Source organism: Citrobacter sp. MGH 55, assembly GCF_016906145.1.
In the GTDB taxonomy this organism is placed as follows: domain Bacteria; phylum Pseudomonadota; class Gammaproteobacteria; order Enterobacterales; family Enterobacteriaceae; genus Citrobacter_A; species Citrobacter_A amalonaticus.
In genome coordinates this window covers 1,678,072-1,700,980 of sequence record NZ_CP070239.1, presented here as the reverse complement: position 1 = coordinate 1,700,980, position 22,909 = coordinate 1,678,072, and the positions used below count along the sequence as shown (strand labels likewise).

Sequence of the window (22,909 nt, the reverse complement as noted above, 5' to 3'; positions counted from 1 at the left end):
GATCCATTCTCAGAACATCAGCCTTGCCACCAGCGGGGCGACCAGCACCATCACCACACCGGAAAGCATCATCACCAGGCTGGCAACCACGCCCTCCTGCTGACCAAGCTCATACGAGCGCGCCGTTCCCGCGCCGTGCGACGCCGCGCCAAATCCTGCGCCTTTCGCCATCCCTTCACGAATCGACAGACGTAAAAACAGCGCATCCCCGACTGCCATGCCAAAGACGCCGGTTACCACCACGAACAGCGCCACTAAATCCGGCTGCCCACCCAATGGTTCAGCCGCCGCAAGGGCAAACGGCGTGGTCACCGAACGCACCGCCAGGCTGCGCTGAATTTCGTCCGGCAGGGTAAATAAGCGCGCCAGCCAGACGGAACTGGTCACCGCGACCACCGTTGCCGTCACCACGCCTGCGGTCAGTGACATCCAGTGACGTTTGATGATGGCGAAATTGTCGTAAACCGGCACGGCAAAGGCGATCGTTGCCGGGCCAAGCAGCCACAACAACCAGTGGGATTCACCGATATAGCTTTGCCAGGAGATATGCCCCAACACCAGCATCAACACCAGCAGCGCGGGCGTGAGGACCAGCGGCATCAACGGCAGCTTACGAAAACGACGGTACAGACGTTTATTGGCGAAATAGATAACCAGCGTAATCGCCAGGCAGAGCACGCTGAGCTGGAGATTAGTCACGGTTTAACCTGCTTATCTCATAGCGATAGACCTTATCCACCACCCATGCCGTGGCACCGAGCACCATTAGCGTACTGATCGCAATGACCGAAAAAATCCGCCAGCCGTCCACCAGCAGCAGATGGGCATAGTTCACCACCGCCACGACCGCCGGAACAAAAAACAGCAGCATCTCCGCCAGTAGCCAGCGCGCCCCGGCGCGAACCCAGCTCAGCGGCAGGATGCGACAGACAATCAGCGCTAGCATCAACACCATCCCCACCAGATTGGCCGGTAACGGCAGATGCAGCCAGGAGACAAGATATTGCGCAACGATAAACAAACCTGCATACAGCAGTACCTGAACCGGAACCTGAAGTCGTTGCAAAACGGCAGGCGTAACGCGGCTTATCGCCACAGCCATGAGGGAACATCCTGAAAAATAATAGGGAACGCCAGTATAGAGAGACCCCGCCGATGACTGAAATGAATTAAAATCATTACAGGCATAGTCGGAAGGAATACTCATGGATATCAGAACGCTGCGTTATTTTGTTGAAGTGGTGCGCCAACAGAGCTTCACCCGCGCAGCAGAGAAGCTCTTTGTCACCCAACCGACCATCAGCAAGATGTTGAAAAATCTGGAAGATGAACTGAACTGTACGCTGCTGATCCGCGACGGCCGCAAGCTATTGCTCACCGATACCGGTCGCGTGGTGTTTGAACGCGGGCTGGCGATTCTGGCCGAGTTTCGTCAACTGGAAGCCGAACTGGGCGACATCAACCATCTCAACAAAGGGCTGCTGCGCCTTGGCATCCCGCCGATGGTCGGCATGCTGATGGCCGGACCGATCGGCCTGTTTCGCCAGCGTTACCCCGGCGTAGAGCTCAAGGTTTCCGAGTTTGGCGGGTTAACGGTGCAGCAGGCGGTGATGAATGGTGAACTGGACGTCGCGATGACCGCGCTACCCGTGGAAGAAGAAAGTGGTCTGGCGACGTTACCTGTATTCAGCCACCCCCTGTGCGTACTGGTGCCACGTTCCGGTCAGTGGACCACCTGCCAGTCCGTATCGCCAGAAGCGCTGGCCGAGCATCCGCTGTTAATCTACAACGAAGATTTCGCCCTGAGCCGCCAGTTAATGCAGTTGTTCAGTGAGCATGACGTCAAGCCGCGTATCGCGGTACGCAGCGGACAGTGGGACTTTCTTGCGGCGATGGTGCAGGCGGGCGTGGGGATTGCCATTCTGCCGGAGCCCATCTGCGAACGGCTGGACAAAAATACGCTGCGCTGGATCCCGCTGGAAAGCGAGTTGCGCTGGCAGTTGGGGATGATTTGGCGCGAAGGGGTGTATCTCTCACACAGCGCCAAAGCGTGGTTATCGTGCTGCGAAGGTTTTTGGGCGGAGCAAGTGCCCTCAGTTGCCCGGTAAGCATCGCGCCACCGGTGGCCTGTGCGATATCGATTTGCACAGAAGTGATGGTTTACCGCCATGCGGTGACAGGTCTGAATGTTCAGGGACTGAAAACCCATGCGCGCGAGATCGGTCTGATGAGGTATATCCCGGCCTGACGCAGGTAAGATCCGCCTGCTATTCGCTGAATAGTACAAAAAACTGCCTTAAAATGCCGAAATGACCATCCTCTCGTAGTGCCGGTTTGTCTGCTGGCGTACCAATAAAAAATGGTCAAATTTCAACCACCACATTCCAGGGCTGAAAAAATTCAATTTCCTGTACGTGAACAGTAGGCCGGGCATGACGTTAGCCGCTGCCCGGCAAACAGGCGAGACAAAAAGCCCTTATCTAATCCAGATTGTCAGCAAAATAATGATAAATGCGATAATCACCACCCGGATAAAGACTTTATCCAGCGATCCTCTGTGCATCGCGCCCCCCTTTCAGAACAAGATTTGCCAGATTGCTAACAGGAGCACCAGCAGCCCCATCAGGAAAAATATCAGCGCGACGATAGTGTCCGGAGAACGGTTCATCTCAGCGCCTCCTTATCATCAGAACCACTGACCGAAACGTTTGATATAGAAACGCTTCATGCCCTGCGCCACCAGGCAATAGCTGAGCAGCGTCGCGACCAGCCACGGGAAGTAGCTTAGCGGCAGCGGCTCCAGCCCGACCATCGCTCCCACTGGCGAGAACGGAACGTAGATCCCGATCGCCATAATCACCGCGGTAGTGAGTAGCACCGGCAGCGTTGCCCGACTCTGAATAAACGGAATTTTCTGCGTTCTCAGCATATGCACGACCAGCGTTTGCGACAGCAGCCCTTCAATAAACCACCCGGACTGGAACAGCGCCTGGGCTTCGACGTTATTCGCCGCAAACACGTACCACATCAGCGCGAAGGTGGTGATATCAAAAATAGACGACGTCGGTCCAATCCACAGCATAAAACGGCCGATGTTCTTCGCATCCCACTTGCGCGGTTTGCGCAAAAATTCGTTGTCCATTTTGTCCCACGGCAGCGAGAGCTGAGAGAGATCGTACATCAGGTTCTGTATCAGCAGATGAATCGCCAGCATCGGCAGGAACGGAATAAACGCGCTGGCCACCAGTACCGAAAAGACGTTGCCGAAGTTAGAACTGGCGGTCATATTCAGATATTTAATGATGTTGCCGAAGGTCTCACGGCCTTTGATCACCCCTTCTTCCAGCACCATCAGATCCTTTTCCAGCAGGATGATATCCGATGCCTCTTTGGCGATATCCGCCGCGCTGTCGACCGAAATGCCTACATCCGCATCGCGCAGGGCCGGCGCATCATTGATGCCGTCGCCGAGAAAACCGACGGTGTGCCCGTTTTTCTGCAGCATTTTCAGGATGCGCGACTTCTGCAGCGGCGTCAGTTTGGCGAATACTGCGCGCTTTTCTACTTCGCGCTCCAGTTCATTATCCGTCATCGCTTCAATCTGGGCCCCGGTCAGGATGCCGTGGGCATCAATGCCCACTTCCAGGCAAATACGCGCCGTAACCACCGGATTATCGCCGGTCAGGACTTTCACTGCCACGCCGTTGTCGCGCAGCGCGGCAATGGCTTTTCCCGCGCTCTCTTTCGGCGGATCGAGGAAAGTCAACATCCCTTCAACCGTCAGTCCCTGCTCATCGGCGGTGCACAGCGGCGTGGTCAGAGCGGAGTCATCCAGCTTGCGAGTTGCGACCAGCAGCACGCGGAAGCCCTGGGCGTTATAATCCTTCGTTTTGGCTAACAGCAGATCGCGTCGGGTTTCATCCAGCGCCACAACGTTATCGCCTTCACGAAGATGCGTGGCGACCATCAGCATCTCTTCGACAGCGCCTTTGCAGATCAGACTTTTGTCACCGTGGCGAACATCTTCCACCGAAACCGATACCCGACGGCGTACAAAATCAAACGGCAGTTCATCCAGTTTGACAAAACGCTCTTTGGTCGCTGACGCAATCCTGCCCTCGCCAAAGCGCAGCACCGCCCGGTCCATCAGGTTGCGCGCCCCGCTCTGGCTACTGCTATTCAGCCAGGCCAGCGTCAGCACCCGGTCGCTCTCATGACCGCTGACATCAAGGTGATGCTCAAGAATGATATTGTCCTGAGTCAGCGTGCCGGTTTTATCGGTACACAGCACGTCCATCGCGCCAAAGTTCTGAATGGCATTCAGTCGCTTGACGATCACTTTGCGCCGCGACATGGCGATAGCGCCTTTCGCCAGGTTAGAGCTGACGATCATCGGCAGCATTTCCGGCGTCAGGCCAACCGCTACCGCCAGGGCAAACAGCGAGGCCTCAACCCAGTCACCTTTGCTGAAGCCGTTAATCAGCAGCACAATCGGTACCATCACCAGCATAAAGCGAATCAACAGCCAGCTGACGCTGTTTACCCCGCGGTCGAACGCCGTCTGGGTACGCGTGCCAACGATGGATTTCGCCAGCGAGCCAAACCAGGTACGGTTTCCGGTGGCCACCACCACCGCCTGCGCCCTGCCGCTGGTCACGTTAGTGCCCATCAGACAGATATTGCCCATCTCCAGCAGGCTTTTATTTTTGTTCGGCTCAGGAAGCCTGTCACACCCTTTGCCGGAAACGCTGGCCAGAACATCATACTTCTCAACCGGCAGCGACTCGCCGCTGAGTATCGACTGACTAACAAACAGGTCCCGGGACTCCAGCAAACGGACGTCCGCCGGAACCAGATCCCCTGCTGCCAGGAAGATGATGTCACCGGGCACCAGCTCCTCAATGGCAATCTCCTCCTGCACCGACCCCAGATTCCCGGGACCGCGACGCAGCACGGTAGCCGTGGTGCGGACCATGGATTTCAGCGCCTGCGCCGCTTTGTTGGTACGAAACTCCTGCCAGAAACGCAATAACCCGCTCAGGCTAACCATCGTGACGATAATGATGATCCCGGTCAGGTCGGTCTCTTCGCCGTTACGCAGCGGTAGCCAGTAATCGGTCACGAAGCTGACGGCGGCCAGCGCCATCAGGACATAGATAAACGGGTTATTGAATGCCTGCAAAAGCTGGATCAATGCTGGCGGCGCCTGCTCATGCGCCACTTCATTGCGGCCATATTCATCCAGTCGTTCAAGGGCATCTTCGTTGGTGAGCCCGTGGCGACTGCTGTTTAACCGCGCCAGCGTATGATCCGGGCTGTTAAATGCCTCGGTTTCAATGGCGAAGCTTTTTTTATGCTGCTTATCATTTTCTGACGCAGACCGGTTTATTTTCCGGTTTACTATTTTCATGTCAGTCATGATTAATCCTCAAATTTAAGACGTCGTTATCCCTGCATAAATGATTTATGCATAATTCATTTTTACGTTATTAAACGCTTATTACTTTAATTGCCTGGGAATATTCATTATTCCCTCCTTAGACAAATGATTGTCGGAGTAGAATAGCCACGAGGTTAACTCCCCTCGACACACCAGCGGACTGACGTAATGTTTTCGTCCCCGCCAACTCTTGACATAATAAGGTCTCGCGCTTTGCGGCAGTCGGTATTACCCACCAGTTCGATGCGAATTTCTTTATGCCCTTGTTCTTTTGCTGCTGTTGACACCAGTCCCTGAAGGCTGAGCGTCATCTCTTTACTGATATTAAGCAATAGCTGACGAATCGCGTTTTCATATTCGCTTTGACAGACAATATTCAGAACGTAGCATTTCTCTTCTTCTGTCGCGCCGGGGATCTGATTAATTCTCTGCGCCGCTTCGCGCAGTAGAATATTGGCGCAGAGGATTATCAGCGTTGCCGCCGCCGCTTGCCAGAACTGGCCCAGTCCGCACAGCACGCCAATCGCCGCAGAGCACCACAAGGTTGCAGCGGTATTCAGGCCGCGCACGTTCATGCCTTCACGCATGATGACGCCGGCACCGAGAAAACCAATTCCGGAAACCACCTGCGCGGCAATACGTCCAGGGCTGTCCGGAGAGGTTGAAATGGAGCTCAGAATAAAAACCGCCGCGCCGGTGGCGACCAGCGCGTTAGTGCGCAGGCCGGCCATACGCTGACGCCACTGTCTTTCAGCGCCAATCAGCGCGCCCAATAGCATCGCAGCGAGTAAATTTGCGATATAAGGAAACATCAACATAGCTTCCTCCATTTATGTTGGAAGAATTAACTACGTGCTTTATTAAGCACACGACGAATTGTCGCCGGAAAGGCGATTAACGTCGCGTTGACGGTGGAGGGAATAATGTATTTTTAAACATGAACATGACGATTATCCTCGCAGCCATGCTGCGTTATTCTTTATGGGATGCAATCGTCTGGATGAGGAGATTGCTGCCCGCCGGTAGGCAAGCAGCGCAGAAAAAATTACGTCAGCTTGCCTTTATGTTTAAATAAGGGTGACTGTCCAACATATTTCTCCTGTGTGAATTTGTGCTCATTATAATCATTCAATTATTCGAGTAAAGTTAAAATCTCGCTTTAGTGACGATTTGTTTAGAATGACCTTAATGCGCAAAGCCCACCCCGGCGTGAGCCGGGGTTAATTCACTAATCAAAGACGTCATTAATTATCGACGTCACGATCGCCGCAATCTGCACCTAATCCTGCCCTACCATGCACCAATCATAGCGGGATAGAACTAAGCAGCCTGAAGGCTGCAAATTTAAAATCTGCCGTCTCCCGGTCCTGTTGTTGCCATACACTACGCGGGATACGTATGACCTGACTACTTTTCTACAGACTGAAAATCGGTATGGCTCAGAATGACGTCGCTTCGCTCACCAGGCGATTCCAGGAGATATCCGTCAGGGATTCGACGGTCCGCTGAATCTGCCGCCCGGGTCGATGCCCGGTAAGCGTAGCGCCACCGGGCAACATGACGGTGTTACTGATTTTCGATCAGTAACGCTTCCAGCAGGTCGAGATCGTGCAGCAGTTTTTGCAACGTTTCATTGCTGATTTCACGCGTGGCGCGCAGGTGATACAGCTCCGCCCGCTCTGAACGCAGCGCCGCGAGACGGAAGCGGCGTTCCAGATTCTCTTCCTGGAGCGAACTCTCAACATCGTTACGCCCGTCGGCACGACGCCGCAGGTTACCGATGACGCGGGAACTCACCTCGGTCAGCAGCTGATTATCAATGTTCTCTTCGGTATCCGCCGCCAGACGCTCTTCCATCTTCTGAATGGCGACAATCGCCACCTCCGCCGTCGCCGCGCGGGCAATCCGCTCCTCTTTCAGTTGCTGAGAATGATCGGCCACTTCCAGATGTTGCAGCAGAATCGGCAGCATAATCACGCCGACAAACAGCGAGAACAGAATCACGCCAGCGGCCAGGAAGACCAGTTCGTAGCGCGCCGGGAAGACGTTGCCATCTGGCAGCAGCAGCGGGATAGACAGGACACCTGCGAGGGTGATAGCCCCGCGAACGCCCGCAAAGGAGGCGATCAAAATTTCCCGTGTCGTCCAGGAGCCAAACTCCATCGGTTTCTTTTTCAGGAAACGCATGCTGAAGTTTTTCATCGTCCACAGCCAGCCGAAACGCACCAGCATCAGCGCCACATAAATCAGAATGATATCGGTAAATAGCATCCAGATTTCCACGTTCGGATCGGCCTCCGCTGCCACCAGCGACGATTCGAGAATGCCCGGCAGTTGCAGGCCCAGCAGCAAAAAGACCATGCCGTTAAACACAAACTCAAGCATCGCCCAGGTGCTGTTGGCGCGCAGACGCATCGCCAGCGGCGCACGGCGCATCACCCCGGAGCGGGTGATGGTCATCCCGGCGGCGACCGCCGCGAGGATCCCGGAGACGCCGATATGTTCTGCGATCAGGTACGATGCGAACGGCAGCAGGAACAGCAGGACGATTTGCGTCGCTGGCTCATCGCCGCCCCAGCGGCTGAGAAAGCGCAGCGAGCGACCGTACAGCCAACTGACCACAAAGCCCGCGAGGATACCGCCGATCGCCACCTTAAAGAACTCCACCGTCGCGCCGCCGACGGTAAACACCATCGTGCCCATCGCCACCGCAACGGCAAATTTCAAAGATACCAGACCGGAGGCGTCATTCATCAGCGCCTCACCTTGCAGGATACCCATGATTTTCTTCGGGATCCGCCCTTCACCGACAATACCGGAAAGCGCAACCGCATCGGTTGGTGACAGCACGGCAGCCAGCGCAAAGGCCGGAATCAACGGAATGCCCGGCACCAGCCAGTAAATCAGAAAACCAATCCCGACCACGGTGACCAGCACCAGCGCCAGCGCCAGACCGAAAATCTCTCGCCCATGTTCAAGAAATTCTCGCGTTGGCGTCTTCCAGCCATCCGCAAACAGCAGCGGCGGGATAAACAGGACCAGAAACAGTTCGGGGTCAAATTCTACGTGCAGACCAAACGTGGGCCACGCCAACAGCGCGCCAATAGCAATCTGCATGAGGGGTAAGGGGAGCTGGAAGGGCAATACGCGCGTAAATACCCCGGACAGCGAGACCACAAGGGTCATGATGAGTATTGTGAAGAAGATTTCCATGCGTTCCCTGTTTGCGATGTTTCTTATGTGTTTGAGAGGCGTCGTGCCTCAATTTTACCTTTCTCAGAGTATCGCAAAAGACAACGAGTGTGTGCTGAAAATAAAAACGGGCGGCAAACGCCACCCGTTTTTCGGAATCACTTTCGGAATCAAATGGCCCAGCCACCGGCATAGAACGCCACCAGCGCCACGGCGATCACTACGGTGCCGATGTTCAGCTTGCGCCATTCACCCGACACCACACGGCCAATCACCAGCGTGGCAAAACCAATCATGATGCCGGTCACGATGTTACAAGTCAGTACAATGAATACCGCCGTCACCAGACCCGCCATCGCATCGACAAAGTCAGCGAAATCGATTTTCGCCACGTTGCTCAGCATCAGCAGACCGACGTACATCAGCGCAGGTGCTGTGGCATACACCGGAACGAGGTAAGAAAGCGGGGAAAGGAACAGGATCAGCAGGAACAGCACGCCAACGGTAATGGCGGTCAGGCCAGTTTTACCCCCCGCCGCCGTACCGGCTGCCGACTCAATGTAGACTGCTGCCGGCGCCGCACCCACCAGACCGGAGAACACGCTGCTCAGGGAGTCTGTGGTCAGTGCTTTACCGCCGTCAATAATCTGCCCGTCTTTATCCAGCAGATTCGCCTGACCCGCCACGGCACGGATGGTGCCAGTGGCATCAAACACAGCGGTCATTACCAGCGCCAGAACGCTTGGCAGAACAACCGGGTTCAGCGCGCCCATGATATCCAGGCTGCCAATCAGTGATTTACCGGTTTCATCGCTCAGCGACGGCATGGCAAAAATTCCGGAGAATTTCACCGCCGGATCGAAAATCAGACCAACGACAGAAATGCCGATAATAGTCAGCAGAATACCGCCCGGCACTTTCAGTTTCTCCAGACCGATAATTACCGCCAGACCCACCAGCGACATAATCACCGGGAAGGTAGCGAAGTGACCAAGCGCTACGGGCAGACCATCCAGCGGGTTCTTGATAACCAGACCCACGCCGTTCGCCGCAATCAGCAGTAAAAACAGACCGATACCGATGCCGGTACCGTGCGCGATGCCCTGCGGCAAATTGCGCAGGATCCAGCTACGAATCCCGGTGGCGGAGATAATGGTAAACAGCACCCCCATCAGGAATACCGCACCCAGTGCGACCGGAACGCTAATCTGCTGGCCCAGTACCAGACTGAACGCGGTGAAGGCGGTCAGCGAGATGGCGCAACCAATCGCCAGCGGCAGGTTGGCCCACAACCCCATGACGATAGAGCCCAGACCGGCTACCAGACAGGTCGCGACGAACACCGCCGCGGGCGGGAATCCGGCTTTACCCAGCATGCCAGGCACGACGATAACGGAGTACACCATCGCCAGAAACGTTGTTAAACCTGCCACCACTTCCTGACGGACAGTGCTTCCACGTTGTGAAATTTTAAACCAGGCGTCGAGCGAACCGCCGGTACGCGCTGAAGGCGTAGACATAGAAAACATCCCCTGAGAGTTTATTATTCGTTCTTATGCGTGGTGGACAATCCACTGCCAGCGCAACGTCAACTCCCTGTGCTCTGATCGCGACAAAGAGGGGTGTCGCAAAAAGCAAACGTTTAGCTCCGCGCATAAAAAAACGGGTAGAAAAAAAAGCAAACGATTATCCAGCGATCATACGAGGATTTTCAACTGAACTTTGCCGCTTTTTACTCATTTCTTGCACTAACGCTGAAGAAATCACCAACTGATGCGCAAACGTTATCGTCAATGCGCAATCCGGCAACATAGTTAGCCGGATCGCGTCGCAAATGCAGGAGGCAAGACGGTTTAAAAACCGCCATCAACCACCGGGAATGGCAAAAGGTCCTCCCTGCTGAATGGCACGTTGCCAGGCAGGACGCATTTCCACGCGTTTTTTCCACGCGCTGATATGGGGAAGATCGGCAATACCACCGCGCGCCAGTAGCGCAAAAAGAGGAAAACTCATCTGGATATCCGCCATGCTGAGATGGTCTCCGGCAAACCACGGACGCTCAGCGAGGTGCGCGTCAATAAAGCGCGCGTGGGTTTCCAGTTGCGGATTGAGATACGCTTTTTGTACGCCCTGCCCCAGCGCGCCGCCCAGCGTGCGCAAACCAAACGGCACGGGCGGTTTCCCCAGACTGGTGAAGACCAGCTTCATTAACAGCAACGGCATCAGCGAACCCTCGGCGTAATGCAACCAGAAGCGATACTGGCGAACGGATTGTGCATCAGCCGGTTTAAACTTCCCTTCGCTGTCATAGGTGTCCTGCAAATAGTCGAGAATCGCCCCCGACTCCGCGAGGATCGCGCCGTTATCTTCCACTACGGGGGATTTCCCCAGCGGATGAATTTTCTTCAGTGCCGGCGGAGCGAGCATGTTCTTTTCACGCTGGTAACGCACAATCTGGTAAGGCAGCGATAGCTCCTCCAGCGCCCAGAGAATGCGCTGCGAGCGGGACTGATTTAAATGATGCACCGTCAGCATGATGTTCTCCCGTCATTTCCTCTTACTCACTCTAGTAAATTATGGGAGATGGCGAAAAAAATTCGCCTAAAAAGTCGCCAGATACACTGGCAAACGGGATAACGCGGCTTACACTTACAGTATCAACACAAACCGGAACCTCCACCACGTGCTCGAATGAGGGGTGTTGACGTCGGGGGAAACCCTCCCGTGAACCAGCGGGATAGAGAGAAAGACAAAGACCGGAAAACAAACTAAAGCGCCCTTGCGGCGCTTTAGTTTTGTTCATCTTCCAGCAGACGCGCGCCCGTACCCTCTTCGCCCAGCCGATCTCCGGGGTTACGTAACGGACAGTCTTTGCGCGACAAGCAGCCACAGCCGATGCAACCATCCAGCTCATCACGCAGCGCCACCAGCGTATGAATGCGACGGTCCAGCTCTTCGCGCCATTGCGAGGAGAGTTGCTTCCACTCTTTAGCGCTGAGGGTATGACCTTCCGGCAGCACGCCCAGCGCTTCACTGATAGTCGCCAGTGGGATACCGATCCGCTGAGCAATCTTGATAATCGCGACATAACGCAACACGTCACGCCGGTATCTGCGCTGATTGCCGCTATTGCGGATACTGCTGATTAGCCCCTTGCTTTCATAGAAATGCAATGCGGACACCGCCACGCCGCTACGCTTTGCCACTTCGCCCGGCGTGAGCATCGCTTTTATACGGGGTAATTTCTTTTCCATAAATCGCTTTACCTCAAGTTAACTTGAGGAATTATACTCGCCCGCAGACAAATAGACGAATCGAACACTGAGAAGGAGGCAGCAATATGTCCCATCAGCAAATTATTCAGACCCTTATTGAATGGATTGATGAACATATCGACCAACCGCTGAACATTGATGTGGTCGCGAAAAAATCAGGTTATTCAAAGTGGTATTTACAGAGGATGTTCCGCACAGTAATGCGCCAGACGTTGGGTGACTATATCCGTCAGCGCCGACTGCTGTTGGCCGCCGTTGAACTGCGCAACACCGAGCGACCGATATTCGATATTGCGATGGATTTAGGTTATGTGTCGCAACAGACATTTTCCCGCGTGTTTCGCCGGGAATTTGATCGCACCCCCAGCGACTACCGCCACCGCCTGTAGTATTACTGCCCGCGCTGCATCAGGAGTGCGGGCGGTTGTTGCAGCCAGTGAATGAAGTCCTGCGGCGGCAGCGCCTTCGCAAAGTGCCACCCCTGACAGTACTGCACCCCGCGTTTAAGCAGCCAGCTCACCTGATCCGCCGTCTCCACGCCTTCTGCGATGGTTTTCAGACGCAGGCTTTGCGCCATCTCAATGATATGTTCCGCAATCAGATGGCTGGTACTGTTGGTGGTCAGCGTATCGATAAAGGACTTGTCGATCTTAAGAATATCAACGTTCAGGGAATAGAGGTTGTGCAGGTTAGAGTAGCCGGTGCCGAAATCATCAATCGCCACTTCATAGCCTGCCTGACGAAATGCCTGGATCACCGGCGTGGTTTTCGGCACATCGATAAATCCTCGCTCGGTCACTTCGACTTTTATTTGTTGCGCAAGTACGCCATGTTCGCGCGCTTTATCCGCGATCATGGCAATCAATCGTGAAGAGTGGAAATCCGATGCGGAAAGGTTGATAGAGATATACAACTGCGGATTTGCAGCCAGAAACGTCCCCATATCACTGAACACTTCTTCCACCACGTAGTCGGTAATCTGCGCGATCATCCCCTCTTTTTCCGCCAGCGGGATAAACTCCGCCGGACTCATCACCTGATCTTTACAACCCGGCCAGCGCAGCAGCGCTTCCGCCCCCACGCATTTCTCGTTTTTGATATCAATGATCGGCTGATAGTGTAGGCAAAGCTGACGCTGTTTAAGCGCGCGCTGGAGCATGCGCCGCGGCGAGTAGTATTGCCGACGCGCCCGAGACCAGAACATTAATAGCAAAATGCTGCTGATGACCGCCAACGGAAGCGCGATCAGCAATTGCTGATACAGATTCTGATAAAACCGCTGCATCGAGGTCGACACAATGACCGCAATGGGGCGTTTATCCGATTGGACGACGGTATAAAAACGGTCGTCCTGCTGGAAGACAGACTGATTACGCTGGACCAGTGGCAACAGTTGAGCCGCCCAGGCCTGTTCGCTAAGGGAGAAAAAGGTGTTGGTTACCGTGTCATAGACCCCCCAGGCCAGCTCGGGGTCTTCGGACATCACTTCGCTATATGACAATGGATTGATCACGGCAACATAGTTTCCGCGTTGCATATACGTCATTTTATAACCGGTGAAAAAAGGCGTATCGCGAAAGTAATAAATAGCGATATTGGGTTTTCGTTTATAGTTTGCCGTTGGCATAATATAGGGCGCTGACGGGGCCATTACCGTTGAGCATAAAAAACGATCGCCTTGCGCATAAATTAACTCGTTGATATACAGGCGCCCTCGGATAATATTCAACATTCGTTGTTGATGCGCCGGCGTACACGCTTGTCCCTGATACTGTTCAGCGGCATCGCGGGCTAAGTCTGCCTGTAAAACGACCAGTTCTGTTTTATCTAAAGCCAGATGAGCAAAAATGCTCAGTTGCTTACTGGTTTGGGACGTTGCTTGCAGGTGGGCAAACCATAGCGCCAGCATCACGGGGAGCAAAACCACCATGATTATCCCGAGGAACCTCAGCACCTTGCGTCGCACCCGATGATTCATTTCAGCCCTATATCCCTGCATTTCATATGCCTGTTATCATCAAGACAGGATGCTAAATTACACAGGTGGTTACGTTGCATGAATCTATCAATATTAGCAACAGACTTTTATTAGCAAAAGTCTGATATTGCAGGATGGTGATAATATTCGACCATAAAGCAAACCCGCAGTGACGATTAATTTTATTAAGGGTAATCCATTCTGCGAAAGGAGTCGTGTTTTATGAAAGTTTTGTTGGCTCATTCGCAAAATGAAATTAAGTTAAATTTCTTCGTCTGCTTATTTTTTGACAATACAAACAAGGTAAAGCCATTGCCTCTTTATTACGTCGCGCTTTTCGGTTGCACCACGGTGAAAGTGTGTCGATCATTGAATCAATAACCATGTTTTTATTAAGGTTATAAAGCAGGCAAAAAAGAAGTCGACAGGCTGGCGAACGGTCGCCTAACCGTGATATAGTTCACAAATATTATGAAACAAAAACAATGTTTCATTCGGTGTTGATGTGAATGCCCATCGATAGCCAGAGTGCGCCACGCCTCCCGTGAAAACGCCGCGCTGTCCAGGGCACCTGCTATTCTCAGAGGAAATATTTCATGGCTACCCTAACCACTGGCGTGGTTCTTCTCCGCTGGCAACTGCTGAGCGCTGTGCTCATGTTTCTCGCCAGCACATTGAATATTCGTTTTCGTCGCTCAGATTACATTGGTCTGGCAGTGATCAGCAGTGGGCTCGGGGTTGTCGCCGCCTGTTGGTTTGCGACGGGATTACTCGGCATCACCCTGATGGATCTCTCCGCCATCTGGAACAACATTGAATCCGTGATGGTTGAAGTAATGAGCCAGACGCCGCCGGAATGGCCGATGGTATTGACCTGATTTCACCTAAGCCTCCCTGACGGAGGCTTTTTTAATGTTTCCAGATAATCCCGTCGGTGTTTGTTGTGGACACACTCGATTCCCCTTCGATTTCAGCAAGCCCGCCTCGATTATTCGCTTATATGGCGCGGCCCGTTTATTCGGCAGGCTGCGCTTTATAATATATTTCCCCGTTGTCTCTGATTTCCCTAATGTCATTATTTTTCAGGATTTAAAAGTTATGTAAGGAAGACTGTTTTTATTATTCTCACCCCAGATATTTTACAAAGAAATAGGTTGAAATACCGCTAATTGCCGCCACAGCGATTGCAAACATAATCAATAAAATCAATCTCTTGGCATTGTATATTCCAAACATAAACACCTCCTTTCCTAAATTTACACTTCCATTTACCCTCATAAAAAACAAGGGGAAATATCATCTTCACTCAAAGATAAAATAATATTTACCGAAACACCATTGATTAATATCAAACATCTGAAGGCATTATTCAAATAGTATGCGCGTGTTTCAAAATATTAAAATTTTATTCTTTGAGGAAATTTACTTTGACCAGAATGCCGAACAGCAATCGTCTCCATTCTGCGCCATGCGCTGGAAAAAAGCCGTACCAGCTAACCGTTGAGGAGGTTCTGAAAAATCAGCAGAGCCAACCTTCCGGGCTGACTCACAATGAGGCCAGCGCACGTCTTGCCAGAGATGGCCTTAACGCACTACCGGAAAAAGCGGGTAAACCCGCCTGGCTACGCTTTCTGGCCCATTTTCACGATGTTCTGATCTACGTCCTGATCGCCGCAGCGGCCCTCACCGCCGTAATGGGGCACTGGGTGGATACAGCCGTCATCCTCGGCGTCGCGGTGATCAACGCCCTGATTGGCCATATTCAGGAAAACAACGCGGAAAAATCGCTGAAAAGCATCCGCAATATGCTCTCCGCATCCGCTGTCGTGGTCCGTAACGGACAACATGAGACGGTCGCGACGACCGATCTGGTTGTCGGCGATATCGTGGTACTGCGTGCGGGTGACCGTATTCCCGCCGATCTTCGTGTCATGGAAGCCCATAACCTGCGGGTTGAAGAGGCTATCCTGACCGGTGAATCCACCGTTGTGGACAAAACGGCAGAGGCGCTGAGTGGCGAACTGCCGCTGGGCGATCGCAAAAACCTGCTGTTCTCTGGCACCACCATCAGCGCTGGGGCGGGGCTTGGCGTGGTAATCGCCACCGGCGAGGCGACGGAACTGGGCCATATCAACCAGATGATGACGGAGATCGAAAAGCACCGTACGCCGCTACTGGTGCAGATGGATAAACTCGGTAAAGCGATTTTTGCCCTTATTCTCGCCATGATGCTCGGGCTGTTTATTTTCAGTCTGCTGCTGCGCGATATGCCGATGGGTGAACTGCTGCTTTCGTTAATTAGCCTGGCTGTCGCGGCCGTGCCGGAAGGTTTACCGGCGATTATCTCGATCATCCTGTCGCTGGGCGTACAGACCATGGCCCGCAAACGCGCCATCATCCGCAAACTGCCTACCGTTGAAACGTTGGGTGCCATGTCGGTGATTTGTTCCGACAAAACCGGCACGCTGACCATGAACGAGATGACGGTTAAAGCCATCATCACGGCGGATAAAAATTATCGCGTGCAGGGCAACAGCTACGAACCAACGGGCGAGATCCACGTCGAGGAAAACGACGCGCAGGCAGAGATTGCGCCTGGCAGCCTGCTTGAAAGCTATCTGCGTACTATTGATCTGTGCAACGACAGCCAGTTGATTCGCGATGAACAGGGGCACTGGGGAATTACCGGCGGGCCAACGGAAGGGGCGCTGAAAGTGCTGGCCGCCAAGGCCATGCTGCCTGCCGTCGAGAGCGAACTGCGCAGTAAAATCCCGTTCGATTCCCAGTACAAATATATGGCGACGCACTATCGCATCGGCAACGACGAGCGCGTACTGGTGACCGGGGCACCGGATGTGCTGTTTAAACTCTGCCGGTTGCAACAAACCGCGAACGGCACGGAAGCCTTTACCCAGCCGCACTGGGAGGCCGAAATCGCCCGCTATGCCAAAGAAGGTTTGCGGATGGTGGCTGCCGCCTGGAAGCCTGCGCGTGCTGATGCCGATGCGCTGACCCATGACTGTCTGAGTGAGGGGCTCATTTTCCTCGGCATCGCCGGGATGATGGATCCGCCGCGCCCGGAAGCCATTGCGGCGATCGGTGCCTGCCAGCAAGCCGGGATCCGCGTCAAAATGATCACCGGCGATCACCCGCAAACCGCCATGAGCATTGGCGGCATGTTGGGTATCCATAACAGCAAACATGCGGTGACGGGCTATGAACTCGAGCAGATGGATGAGGCTGAACTTGCCGAAGCGGCCGTCACCTACGATATCTTTGCCCGTACCAGCCCGGAGCATAAGCTGCGTCTGGTAAAAGCCCTGCAAGAAAAAGGCGAGATCGTCGGCATGACCGGGGATGGTGTCAACGACGCGCCGGCACTGAAGCAGGCCGATGTAGGCATCGCGATGGGTATTAAAGGTACCGAAGTGACGAAAGAGGCCGCCGACATGGTGCTGACGGATGATAACTTCGCGACCATTGCCAGCGCGGTACAGGAAGGGCGCCGTGTCTACGACAACCTGAAGAAAACCATCCTGTTTATCATGCCCACTAACCTGGCGCAGGGTCTGCTGATCATCGTCGCGCTGCTGGCGGGTAATCTGATCCCGCTGACGCCAGTGCTGATCCTGTGGATGAACATGGCAACCTCCGCCACGCTGTCATTCGGTCTGGCGTTTGAAGCCGGTGAGCGCAACATCATGCGCCGCCCACCGCGCCAGAGTAATGAGAACGTGATGGATGGCTTTGCTATCTGGCGCGTAGGGTTTGTCGGTACGCTAATTGCCGCCTGTGCCTTTATGCTGGAAGCCTGGCTGCAGCCGCGCGGTCACAGCCCGGAATTCATCCGCACGGTCCTGTTGCAAACGCTGGTGACGGCGCAGTGGGTGTACATGCTTAACTGCCGCGTTTCCGATGGCTTCTCGCTGGGTCGCGGTCTGCTGATGAATAAAGGCATCTGGCTGGTCAGCGGTATTCTGTTACTGCTGCAGTTGGCGATTATCTACGTGCCGTTCCTGCAAATGTTGTTTGGTACGGAAGCCCTGCCGCTACGCTACTGGGGAATTACCTTTGCCATCGGCATCGCGCTGTTCTTCATTGTTGAGATTGAGAAACCCCTCACCCGCAAATTCCGCCGGAAATAACCGGCGGTATCCGGCAATAAAAAGGCCTCCCAAAACGGGAGGCCTTGTTCGTCTACGATGACGGATTAACGAACAACCATTACCGGCACCTTTGCGTAACGCAAAATATTAGCGGCTGCCGAGCCCAGCAGATGGGTGGCAATCCCCGGTTTGCGTGAGCCGATAATAATCATTTCGGCATTATGCGCCGCTGCCGCGTCATTCACCTCATCGCGAATATTGCCGTGTCGGACTTCAAAGCGAATCCTCTCCAGCGGCGTTTTGAATTTTCTCGCCAGCGCGAGCATTTTCTCCTGCGCATCGTTGGTCATGTACTCTTCGTACTTTTTGATATCCGAAGCAAAGCCGCGCATTGGCGACGCCTGCAGCTTAGGGAAAACGTGCAGCAGATGTAGCACGCCCTCTTCTTTATTGAGCATGTGATCGGCCCAGGCAATCGCTTTGTCAGAAAGGTCCATCGCCAGAATATCAACCGGCATTAAAATGGATTTGTTCATTCTAATTCCCTTATGTTCGCTGACAGGCTGATCGTGTTTCCCTGAAAAGCCCGGCAAGGTTCAGTCTTAATGGGTGAAAGTTGCGAACGCAGGATAATCGATAATCGTCGTCACGATTTGATCTCAGGCAGTTTATTTATCTTCCTGATAACTCTGCAGATTTATTTACGTAGCGTGAGAAAAACTGACAAAAAAATATCCTCCGGCATAGCCGGAGGTTTTTCTGATACGCCGATAAGGCTCTGTTACTAGCCGCGCCCTAACAGGCGCATACGATCTGATATTTGCATCAGACTACTTTTCCCTTTCAGATACGCCATAAAGCCGTATACGCTCATTTTGGGTGGGATCTCCACAAGCATATGGATATGATCTGCACAGCATTCCGCTTCCAGGATTCGTACGTTTTTCCACTCACACAGCTTTCTTAAGATGCTGCCTACCGCCCTGCGTTTCTCTCCGTAGAACGCTTGTCTTCGGTATTTTGGCGCAAAAACTATATGATATTTACAGTTCAATCGGGTGTGCGCTAAGCTCTTTTCGTCCCTCATTGGGACCCCCTTTTGATTTCTTGTTTAACTTTTGCAGTTGCCAGACCGCAAGGGGTTTTAACAAATCAAAAGGGGTTTTAATAACTGTCTCAAAATTGAAAGCTTTCCGGAACCTCCAGCCTGGCTGGGGTTTTATGCGTACAAAAAAGCCCCGTCAGAAACGGGGCTTTTCTATTTTTATTTAGCACAGCGCTAAACTGGCTTGATCAGAACGGGATATCGTCGTCGAAATCCATTGGTGGTTCATTAGACGGTGCTGCCGGTGCCGACTGCTGCTGCGGGCGAGATTGCGCGCCGCCGCTGAACTGGTTGCCACCCTGTGGCTGCTGAGGTTGACCCCAACCACCCTGTTGCTGCTGACCGCCTGCCGGTGCGCCACCACCCTGACGACCACCCAGCATCTGCATGGTACCACCAACATTCACCACCACTTCCGTGGTGTATTTCTCTACGCCGGACTGATCGGTCCATTTACGGGTACGCAACTGACCTTCAATGTAGACCTGAGAACCTTTACGCAGATATTCGCTGGCTACTTCCGCCAGTTTGCCGAACAGCACAACACGGTGCCATTCTGTCTGCTCTTTCATTTCACCGGTCTGCTTGTCACGCCAGGATTCGGAAGTAGCCAGCGTGATGTTGGCAACTGCGCCACCATTCGGCATGTAGCGTACTTCCGGGTCCTGGCCCAGATTACCCACGAGAATAACCTTATTTACGCCTCTGCTGGCCATGATCGAGTCTCCTGAAAACGTTTCTTAATAAGTGTAAACGCGCGATTGTAGCATTACCAATAGCGAATTTACTATGTTGCGACGCGGATTCCGCGAAACAACCTCAGCCGGACATTGTTACATAAGACTCTGCGTTTTGCATTCCAATACTGTATATCCATTCAGGTTTTATTGTGTCATAATTAACCGTTTGTGATCGCCGGTAGCACCCTGCTGCGCCGGGCAAAAAAGCGTTTAATCCGGGAAAGGTGAATGGATAAGATCGAAGTTCGGGGCGCCCGCACCCATAATCTCAAAAACATCAACCTCGTCATCCCCCGCGACAAACTGATTGTCGTGACCGGGCTTTCGGGGTCAGGCAAATCCTCGCTCGCTTTCGACACCTTGTATGCCGAAGGGCAGCGTCGTTACGTTGAATCCCTTTCTGCCTATGCGCGTCAGTTTCTGTCGTTAATGGAAAAGCCGGATGTCGATCATATTGAGGGGCTGTCTCCCGCCATCTCAATTGAACAGAAATCGACGTCCCATAACCCGCGCTCGACGGTCGGCACCATTACCGAAATCCACGACTACCTGCGTCTGCTGTTTGCCCGCGTTGGCGAACCGCGCTGCCCGGATCACGATGTTCCGCTGGCGGCGCAGACCGTAAGCCAGATGGTGGATAACGTCCTGTCGCAGCCGGAGGGCAAACGCCTGATGCTGCTGGCCCCGGTGATTAAAGAGCGTAAGGGCGAGCACACCAAAACGCTGGAAAACCTGGCAAGCCAGGGTTATATCCGCGCCCGTATCGATGGCGAAGTGTGTGACCTCTCCGATCCGCCAAAGCTGGAACTGCAGAAGAAACACACTATCGAGGTGGTGATCGATCGTTTCAAAGTGCGTGACGATCTCAGCACTCGTCTGGCGGAATCGTTTGAGACCGCGCTGGAGCTGTCCGGCGGGACGGCGGTGGTTGCCGATATGGACGACGAAAAAGCAGAAGAACTGCTCTTTTCCGCCAACTTCGCCTGCCCAATCTGCGGTTACAGCATGCGCGAACTGGAACCGCGCCTGTTCTCCTTTAACAACCCGGCGGGCGCCTGCCCGACCTGCGATGGGCTCGGCGTACAGCAATATTTCGACCCCGATCGCGTGATCCAGAACCCTGAGCTGTCGCTAGCGGGCGGGGCCATTCGCGGTTGGGATCGCCGGAACTTCTATTACTTCCAGATGCTGAAATCGCTGGCAGAACACTACAAGTTTGACGTTGAAGCCCCGTGGGCCAGCCTGAGCGCAAACGTACACAAAGTGGTGCTGTACGGTTCTGGTAAAGAGAGTATTGAATTCAAATACATGAACGATCGTGGCGATACCTCCGTGCGTCGCCATCCGTTTGAAGGCGTACTGCACAACATGGAACGCCGCTATAAAGAGACGGAATCCAGCGCCGTTCGTGAAGAGTTAGCCAAGTTCATCAGCAACCGCCCGTGCGCCAGTTGTGAAGGAACCCGTCTTAAGCGCGAAGCGCGCCACGTCTTCGTTGAAAATACACCGCTGCCGACCATTTCCGACATGAGCATCGGACATGCGATGGACTTCTTCAACAATCTCAAACTCGCCGGTCAGCGGGCGAAGATTGCAGAGAAAATCCTCAAAGAGATTGGCGACCGCCTCAAGTTCCTGGTCAACGTTGGCCTCAACTATCTGACGCTGTCCCGTTCTGCGGAAACGCTCTCCGGCGGCGAAGCCCAGCGTATTCGACTGGCAAGCCAGATTGGCGCCGGTCTGGTCGGCGTGATGTACGTGCTGGATGAGCCGTCCATCGGCCTTCACCAGCGCGATAACGAACGTCTGCTGGGGACGCTGATCCACCTGCGCAATCTCGGCAATACCGTGATTGTGGTAGAGCACGATGAAGATGCGATTCGCGCCGCCGACCACGTGATTGATATCGGTCCGGGTGCCGGCGTCCACGGCGGCGAAGTGGTTGCCGAAGGTCCGCTGGAAGCGATTATGGCGGTGCCGGAGTCCCTGACCGGCCAGTACATGAGCGGCAAACGCAAGATTGAAGTGCCGAAACAGCGCGTTCCCGCAAACCCGGAGAAAGTGCTGAAACTGACCGGCGCACGCGGTAACAACCTGAAAGACGTGACGTTAACGCTGCCGGTCGGCCTGTTCACCTGCATCACCGGCGTGTCCGGTTCCGGTAAGTCGACTCTGATTAACGATACGCTGTTCCCGATTGCACAGCGCCAGTTGAACGGTGCGACGATCGCCGAACCGGCGCCGTACCGCGATGTGCAGGGGCTGGAGCATTTCGATAAGGTCATCGACATCGATCAGAGCCCGATTGGACGTACACCGCGTTCCAACCCGGCAACGTACACGGGCGTGTTTACGCCAGTACGTGAGCTGTTTGCTGGCGTACCGGAATCACGCTCACGCGGCTATACGCCGGGGCGTTTCAGTTTTAACGTTCGCGGCGGGCGTTGCGAAGCCTGTCAGGGCGATGGCGTAATTAAAGTCGAAATGCACTTCCTGCCAGATATTTACGTGCCATGCGACCAGTGCAAAGGCAAGCGCTATAACCGCGAAACGCTGGAGATTAAGTACAAGGGCAAAACCATCCACGAAGTGCTGGATATGACTATCGAAGAAGCACGTGAATTCTTTGATGCCGTCCCGGCGCTGGCACGTAAGCTGCAAACCCTGATGGATGTCGGTTTGACCTACATTCGTCTCGGCCAGTCGGCGACAACGCTCTCCGGCGGTGAAGCCCAGCGTGTGAAGCTGGCGCGCGAACTGTCGAAACGCGGCACCGGTCAGACGCTCTATATTCTGGATGAACCGACTACGGGTCTGCACTTTGCCGATATCCAGCAATTGCTGGACGTGCTCCATCAGTTACGCGATCAGGGCAATACCATCGTAGTGATTGAGCACAACCTGGACGTCATCAAAACGGCGGACTGGATCGTGGATCTCGGTCCAGAAGGCGGTAGCGGCGGTGGGGAAATCCTCGTCTCCGGTACGCCGGAAACCGTGGCGGAATGTGAAGCCTCACACACGGCCCGCTTCCTGAAACCGATGCTGTAAAAGACAAAACGCCGTTCATCTT

At 53.9% G+C, this 22,909-nt stretch carries 18 protein-coding genes and 1 pseudogene; 5 read left to right on the top strand and 14 right to left on the bottom strand.

All coding sequences use genetic code 11. The features are described 5' to 3' along the window. Window positions 1-9 precede the first annotated feature (9 nt). Window positions 10-699 (bottom strand): LrgB family protein, encoded by a 690-nt coding sequence (locus JTI98_RS06965; RefSeq protein WP_044257358.1) that lies wholly within the window; start codon window positions 697-699, stop codon window positions 10-12. Then, window positions 692-1,102, bottom strand: a complete 411-nt coding sequence (locus JTI98_RS06960; protein ID WP_042999055.1) for a CidA/LrgA family protein — start codon at window positions 1,100-1,102, stop codon at window positions 692-694. The genes JTI98_RS06965 and JTI98_RS06960 overlap by 8 nt, the downstream gene beginning before the upstream one ends. Window positions 1,103-1,205: 103 nt before the next feature. Between JTI98_RS06960 and JTI98_RS06955 the strand changes: the two genes are divergently transcribed. Then, a complete protein-coding gene (locus JTI98_RS06955) occupies window positions 1,206-2,108 on the top strand; it encodes a LysR family transcriptional regulator (protein WP_042999054.1) in 903 nt (300 codons plus the stop codon). 368 nt (window positions 2,109-2,476) lie between these two features. Here JTI98_RS06955 and mgtU read toward each other — a convergent pair whose 3' ends face one another. From mgtU to soxR, 8 genes are all read right to left on the bottom strand, one after another. Continuing rightward, entirely contained in the window at window positions 2,477-2,563 is an 87-nt protein-coding gene (mgtU, locus tag JTI98_RS21150; RefSeq protein WP_252869633.1) for a magnesium transporter protection protein MgtU, read from the bottom strand. Window positions 2,564-2,575: 12 nt separating this feature from the next. Next, window positions 2,576-2,668 carry a protein MgtR gene (gene mgtR / locus JTI98_RS06950; RefSeq protein ID WP_094030729.1) on the bottom strand — a complete coding sequence of 31 codons (93 nt, stop codon included), beginning with the start codon at window positions 2,666-2,668 and terminating at the stop codon, window positions 2,576-2,578. Between the two features lie 18 nt (window positions 2,669-2,686). Beyond that, window positions 2,687-5,419, bottom strand: coding sequence for a magnesium-translocating P-type ATPase (mgtA, locus tag JTI98_RS06945; RefSeq protein ID WP_042999053.1), 2,733 nt, complete (start codon window positions 5,417-5,419; stop codon window positions 2,687-2,689). A gap of 155 nt (window positions 5,420-5,574) precedes the next feature. Beyond that, window positions 5,575-6,270 carry an MgtC family protein gene (locus JTI98_RS06940; RefSeq protein WP_042999052.1) on the bottom strand — a complete coding sequence of 232 codons (696 nt, stop codon included), beginning with the start codon at window positions 6,268-6,270 and terminating at the stop codon, window positions 5,575-5,577. 736 nt (window positions 6,271-7,006) lie between these two features. Next, on the bottom strand, window positions 7,007-8,653 hold the full coding sequence (locus JTI98_RS06935; protein WP_042999051.1) for a Na+/H+ antiporter: 1,647 nt from the start codon (window positions 8,651-8,653) through the stop codon (window positions 7,007-7,009). Between the two features lie 149 nt (window positions 8,654-8,802). Continuing rightward, the gene (gene ghxP / locus JTI98_RS06930) at window positions 8,803-10,152 is read right to left on the bottom strand and encodes a guanine/hypoxanthine transporter GhxP (RefSeq protein ID WP_042321123.1); all 1,350 of its coding nucleotides are present in this window, start codon (window positions 10,150-10,152) and stop codon (window positions 8,803-8,805) included. Window positions 10,153-10,498: 346 nt separating this feature from the next. Continuing rightward, window positions 10,499-11,167 (bottom strand): glutathione S-transferase family protein, encoded by a 669-nt coding sequence (locus tag JTI98_RS06925; protein WP_044326547.1) that lies wholly within the window; start codon window positions 11,165-11,167, stop codon window positions 10,499-10,501. A 254-nt stretch (window positions 11,168-11,421) separates the two neighbouring features. Further along, entirely contained in the window at window positions 11,422-11,886 is a 465-nt protein-coding gene (gene soxR / locus JTI98_RS06920) for a redox-sensitive transcriptional activator SoxR (protein WP_042321119.1), read from the bottom strand. Between the two features lie 86 nt (window positions 11,887-11,972). Between soxR and soxS the strand changes: the two genes are divergently transcribed. Further along, window positions 11,973-12,296: a superoxide response transcriptional regulator SoxS gene (gene soxS / locus JTI98_RS06915; protein WP_042321117.1), complete on the top strand. Its 324-nt coding sequence runs from the start codon at window positions 11,973-11,975 to the stop codon at window positions 12,294-12,296. Between the two features lie 2 nt (window positions 12,297-12,298). On the opposite strand, the gene JTI98_RS06910 is transcribed toward soxS, so the two are convergent. Next, the gene (locus JTI98_RS06910; protein ID WP_044326548.1) at window positions 12,299-13,885 is read right to left on the bottom strand and encodes an EAL domain-containing protein; all 1,587 of its coding nucleotides are present in this window, start codon (window positions 13,883-13,885) and stop codon (window positions 12,299-12,301) included. 596 nt (window positions 13,886-14,481) lie between these two features. On the opposite strand from JTI98_RS06910, the gene JTI98_RS06905 reads away from it, so the two are divergent. Next, entirely contained in the window at window positions 14,482-14,763 is a 282-nt protein-coding gene (locus JTI98_RS06905) for a YjcB family protein (protein ID WP_042999048.1), read from the top strand. A 558-nt stretch (window positions 14,764-15,321) separates the two neighbouring features. Continuing rightward, entirely contained in the window at window positions 15,322-18,030 is a 2,709-nt protein-coding gene (locus JTI98_RS06900; RefSeq protein WP_216082229.1) for a cation-transporting P-type ATPase, read from the top strand. Between the two features lie 65 nt (window positions 18,031-18,095). On the opposite strand, the gene JTI98_RS06895 is transcribed toward JTI98_RS06900, so the two are convergent. From JTI98_RS06895 to ssb1, 3 genes and pseudogenes are all read right to left on the bottom strand, one after another. Further along, a complete protein-coding gene (locus JTI98_RS06895) occupies window positions 18,096-18,527 on the bottom strand; it encodes a universal stress protein (protein ID WP_042999046.1) in 432 nt (143 codons plus the stop codon). Between the two features lie 287 nt (window positions 18,528-18,814). Continuing rightward, window positions 18,815-19,078, bottom strand: a pseudogene (tnpA, locus tag JTI98_RS06890) (IS200/IS605 family transposase); the annotation flags it as partial. Between the two features lie 206 nt (window positions 19,079-19,284). After that, the gene (ssb1, locus tag JTI98_RS06885; protein ID WP_042999045.1) at window positions 19,285-19,812 is read right to left on the bottom strand and encodes a single-stranded DNA-binding protein SSB1; all 528 of its coding nucleotides are present in this window, start codon (window positions 19,810-19,812) and stop codon (window positions 19,285-19,287) included. Between the two features lie 252 nt (window positions 19,813-20,064). Between ssb1 and uvrA the strand changes: the two genes are divergently transcribed. Further along, entirely contained in the window at window positions 20,065-22,887 is a 2,823-nt protein-coding gene (gene uvrA, locus JTI98_RS06880; RefSeq protein ID WP_042999044.1) for an excinuclease ABC subunit UvrA, read from the top strand. The last annotated feature ends 22 nt before the right edge of the window (window positions 22,888-22,909 follow it).

Coding starts and splice junctions, on each gene's coding strand:
- JTI98_RS06960 (WP_042999055.1), bottom strand. CDS start 1,102: ATGGCTGTGGCGATAAGCCGCGTTACGCCTGCCGTTTTGCAACGACTT.
- JTI98_RS06955 (WP_042999054.1), top strand. CDS start 1,206: ATGGATATCAGAACGCTGCGTTATTTTGTTGAAGTGGTGCGCCAACAG.
- mgtU (WP_252869633.1), bottom strand. CDS start 2,563: ATGCACAGAGGATCGCTGGATAAAGTCTTTATCCGGGTGGTGATTATC.
- mgtR (WP_094030729.1), bottom strand. CDS start 2,668: ATGAACCGTTCTCCGGACACTATCGTCGCGCTGATATTTTTCCTGATG.
- mgtA (WP_042999053.1), bottom strand. CDS start 5,419: ATGACTGACATGAAAATAGTAAACCGGAAAATAAACCGGTCTGCGTCA.
- JTI98_RS06940 (WP_042999052.1), bottom strand. CDS start 6,270: ATGGAGGAAGCTATGTTGATGTTTCCTTATATCGCAAATTTACTCGCT.
- JTI98_RS06935 (WP_042999051.1), bottom strand. CDS start 8,653: ATGGAAATCTTCTTCACAATACTCATCATGACCCTTGTGGTCTCGCTG.
- ghxP (WP_042321123.1), bottom strand. CDS start 10,152: ATGTCTACGCCTTCAGCGCGTACCGGCGGTTCGCTCGACGCCTGGTTT.
- JTI98_RS06925 (WP_044326547.1), bottom strand. CDS start 11,167: ATGCTGACGGTGCATCATTTAAATCAGTCCCGCTCGCAGCGCATTCTC.
- soxR (WP_042321119.1), bottom strand. CDS start 11,886: ATGGAAAAGAAATTACCCCGTATAAAAGCGATGCTCACGCCGGGCGAA.
- soxS (WP_042321117.1), top strand. CDS start 11,973: ATGTCCCATCAGCAAATTATTCAGACCCTTATTGAATGGATTGATGAA.
- JTI98_RS06910 (WP_044326548.1), bottom strand. CDS start 13,885: ATGAATCATCGGGTGCGACGCAAGGTGCTGAGGTTCCTCGGGATAATC.
- JTI98_RS06905 (WP_042999048.1), top strand. CDS start 14,482: ATGGCTACCCTAACCACTGGCGTGGTTCTTCTCCGCTGGCAACTGCTG.
- JTI98_RS06900 (WP_216082229.1), top strand. CDS start 15,322: ATGCCGAACAGCAATCGTCTCCATTCTGCGCCATGCGCTGGAAAAAAG.
- JTI98_RS06895 (WP_042999046.1), bottom strand. CDS start 18,527: ATGAACAAATCCATTTTAATGCCGGTTGATATTCTGGCGATGGACCTT.
- ssb1 (WP_042999045.1), bottom strand. CDS start 19,812: ATGGCCAGCAGAGGCGTAAATAAGGTTATTCTCGTGGGTAATCTGGGC.
- uvrA (WP_042999044.1), top strand. CDS start 20,065: ATGGATAAGATCGAAGTTCGGGGCGCCCGCACCCATAATCTCAAAAAC.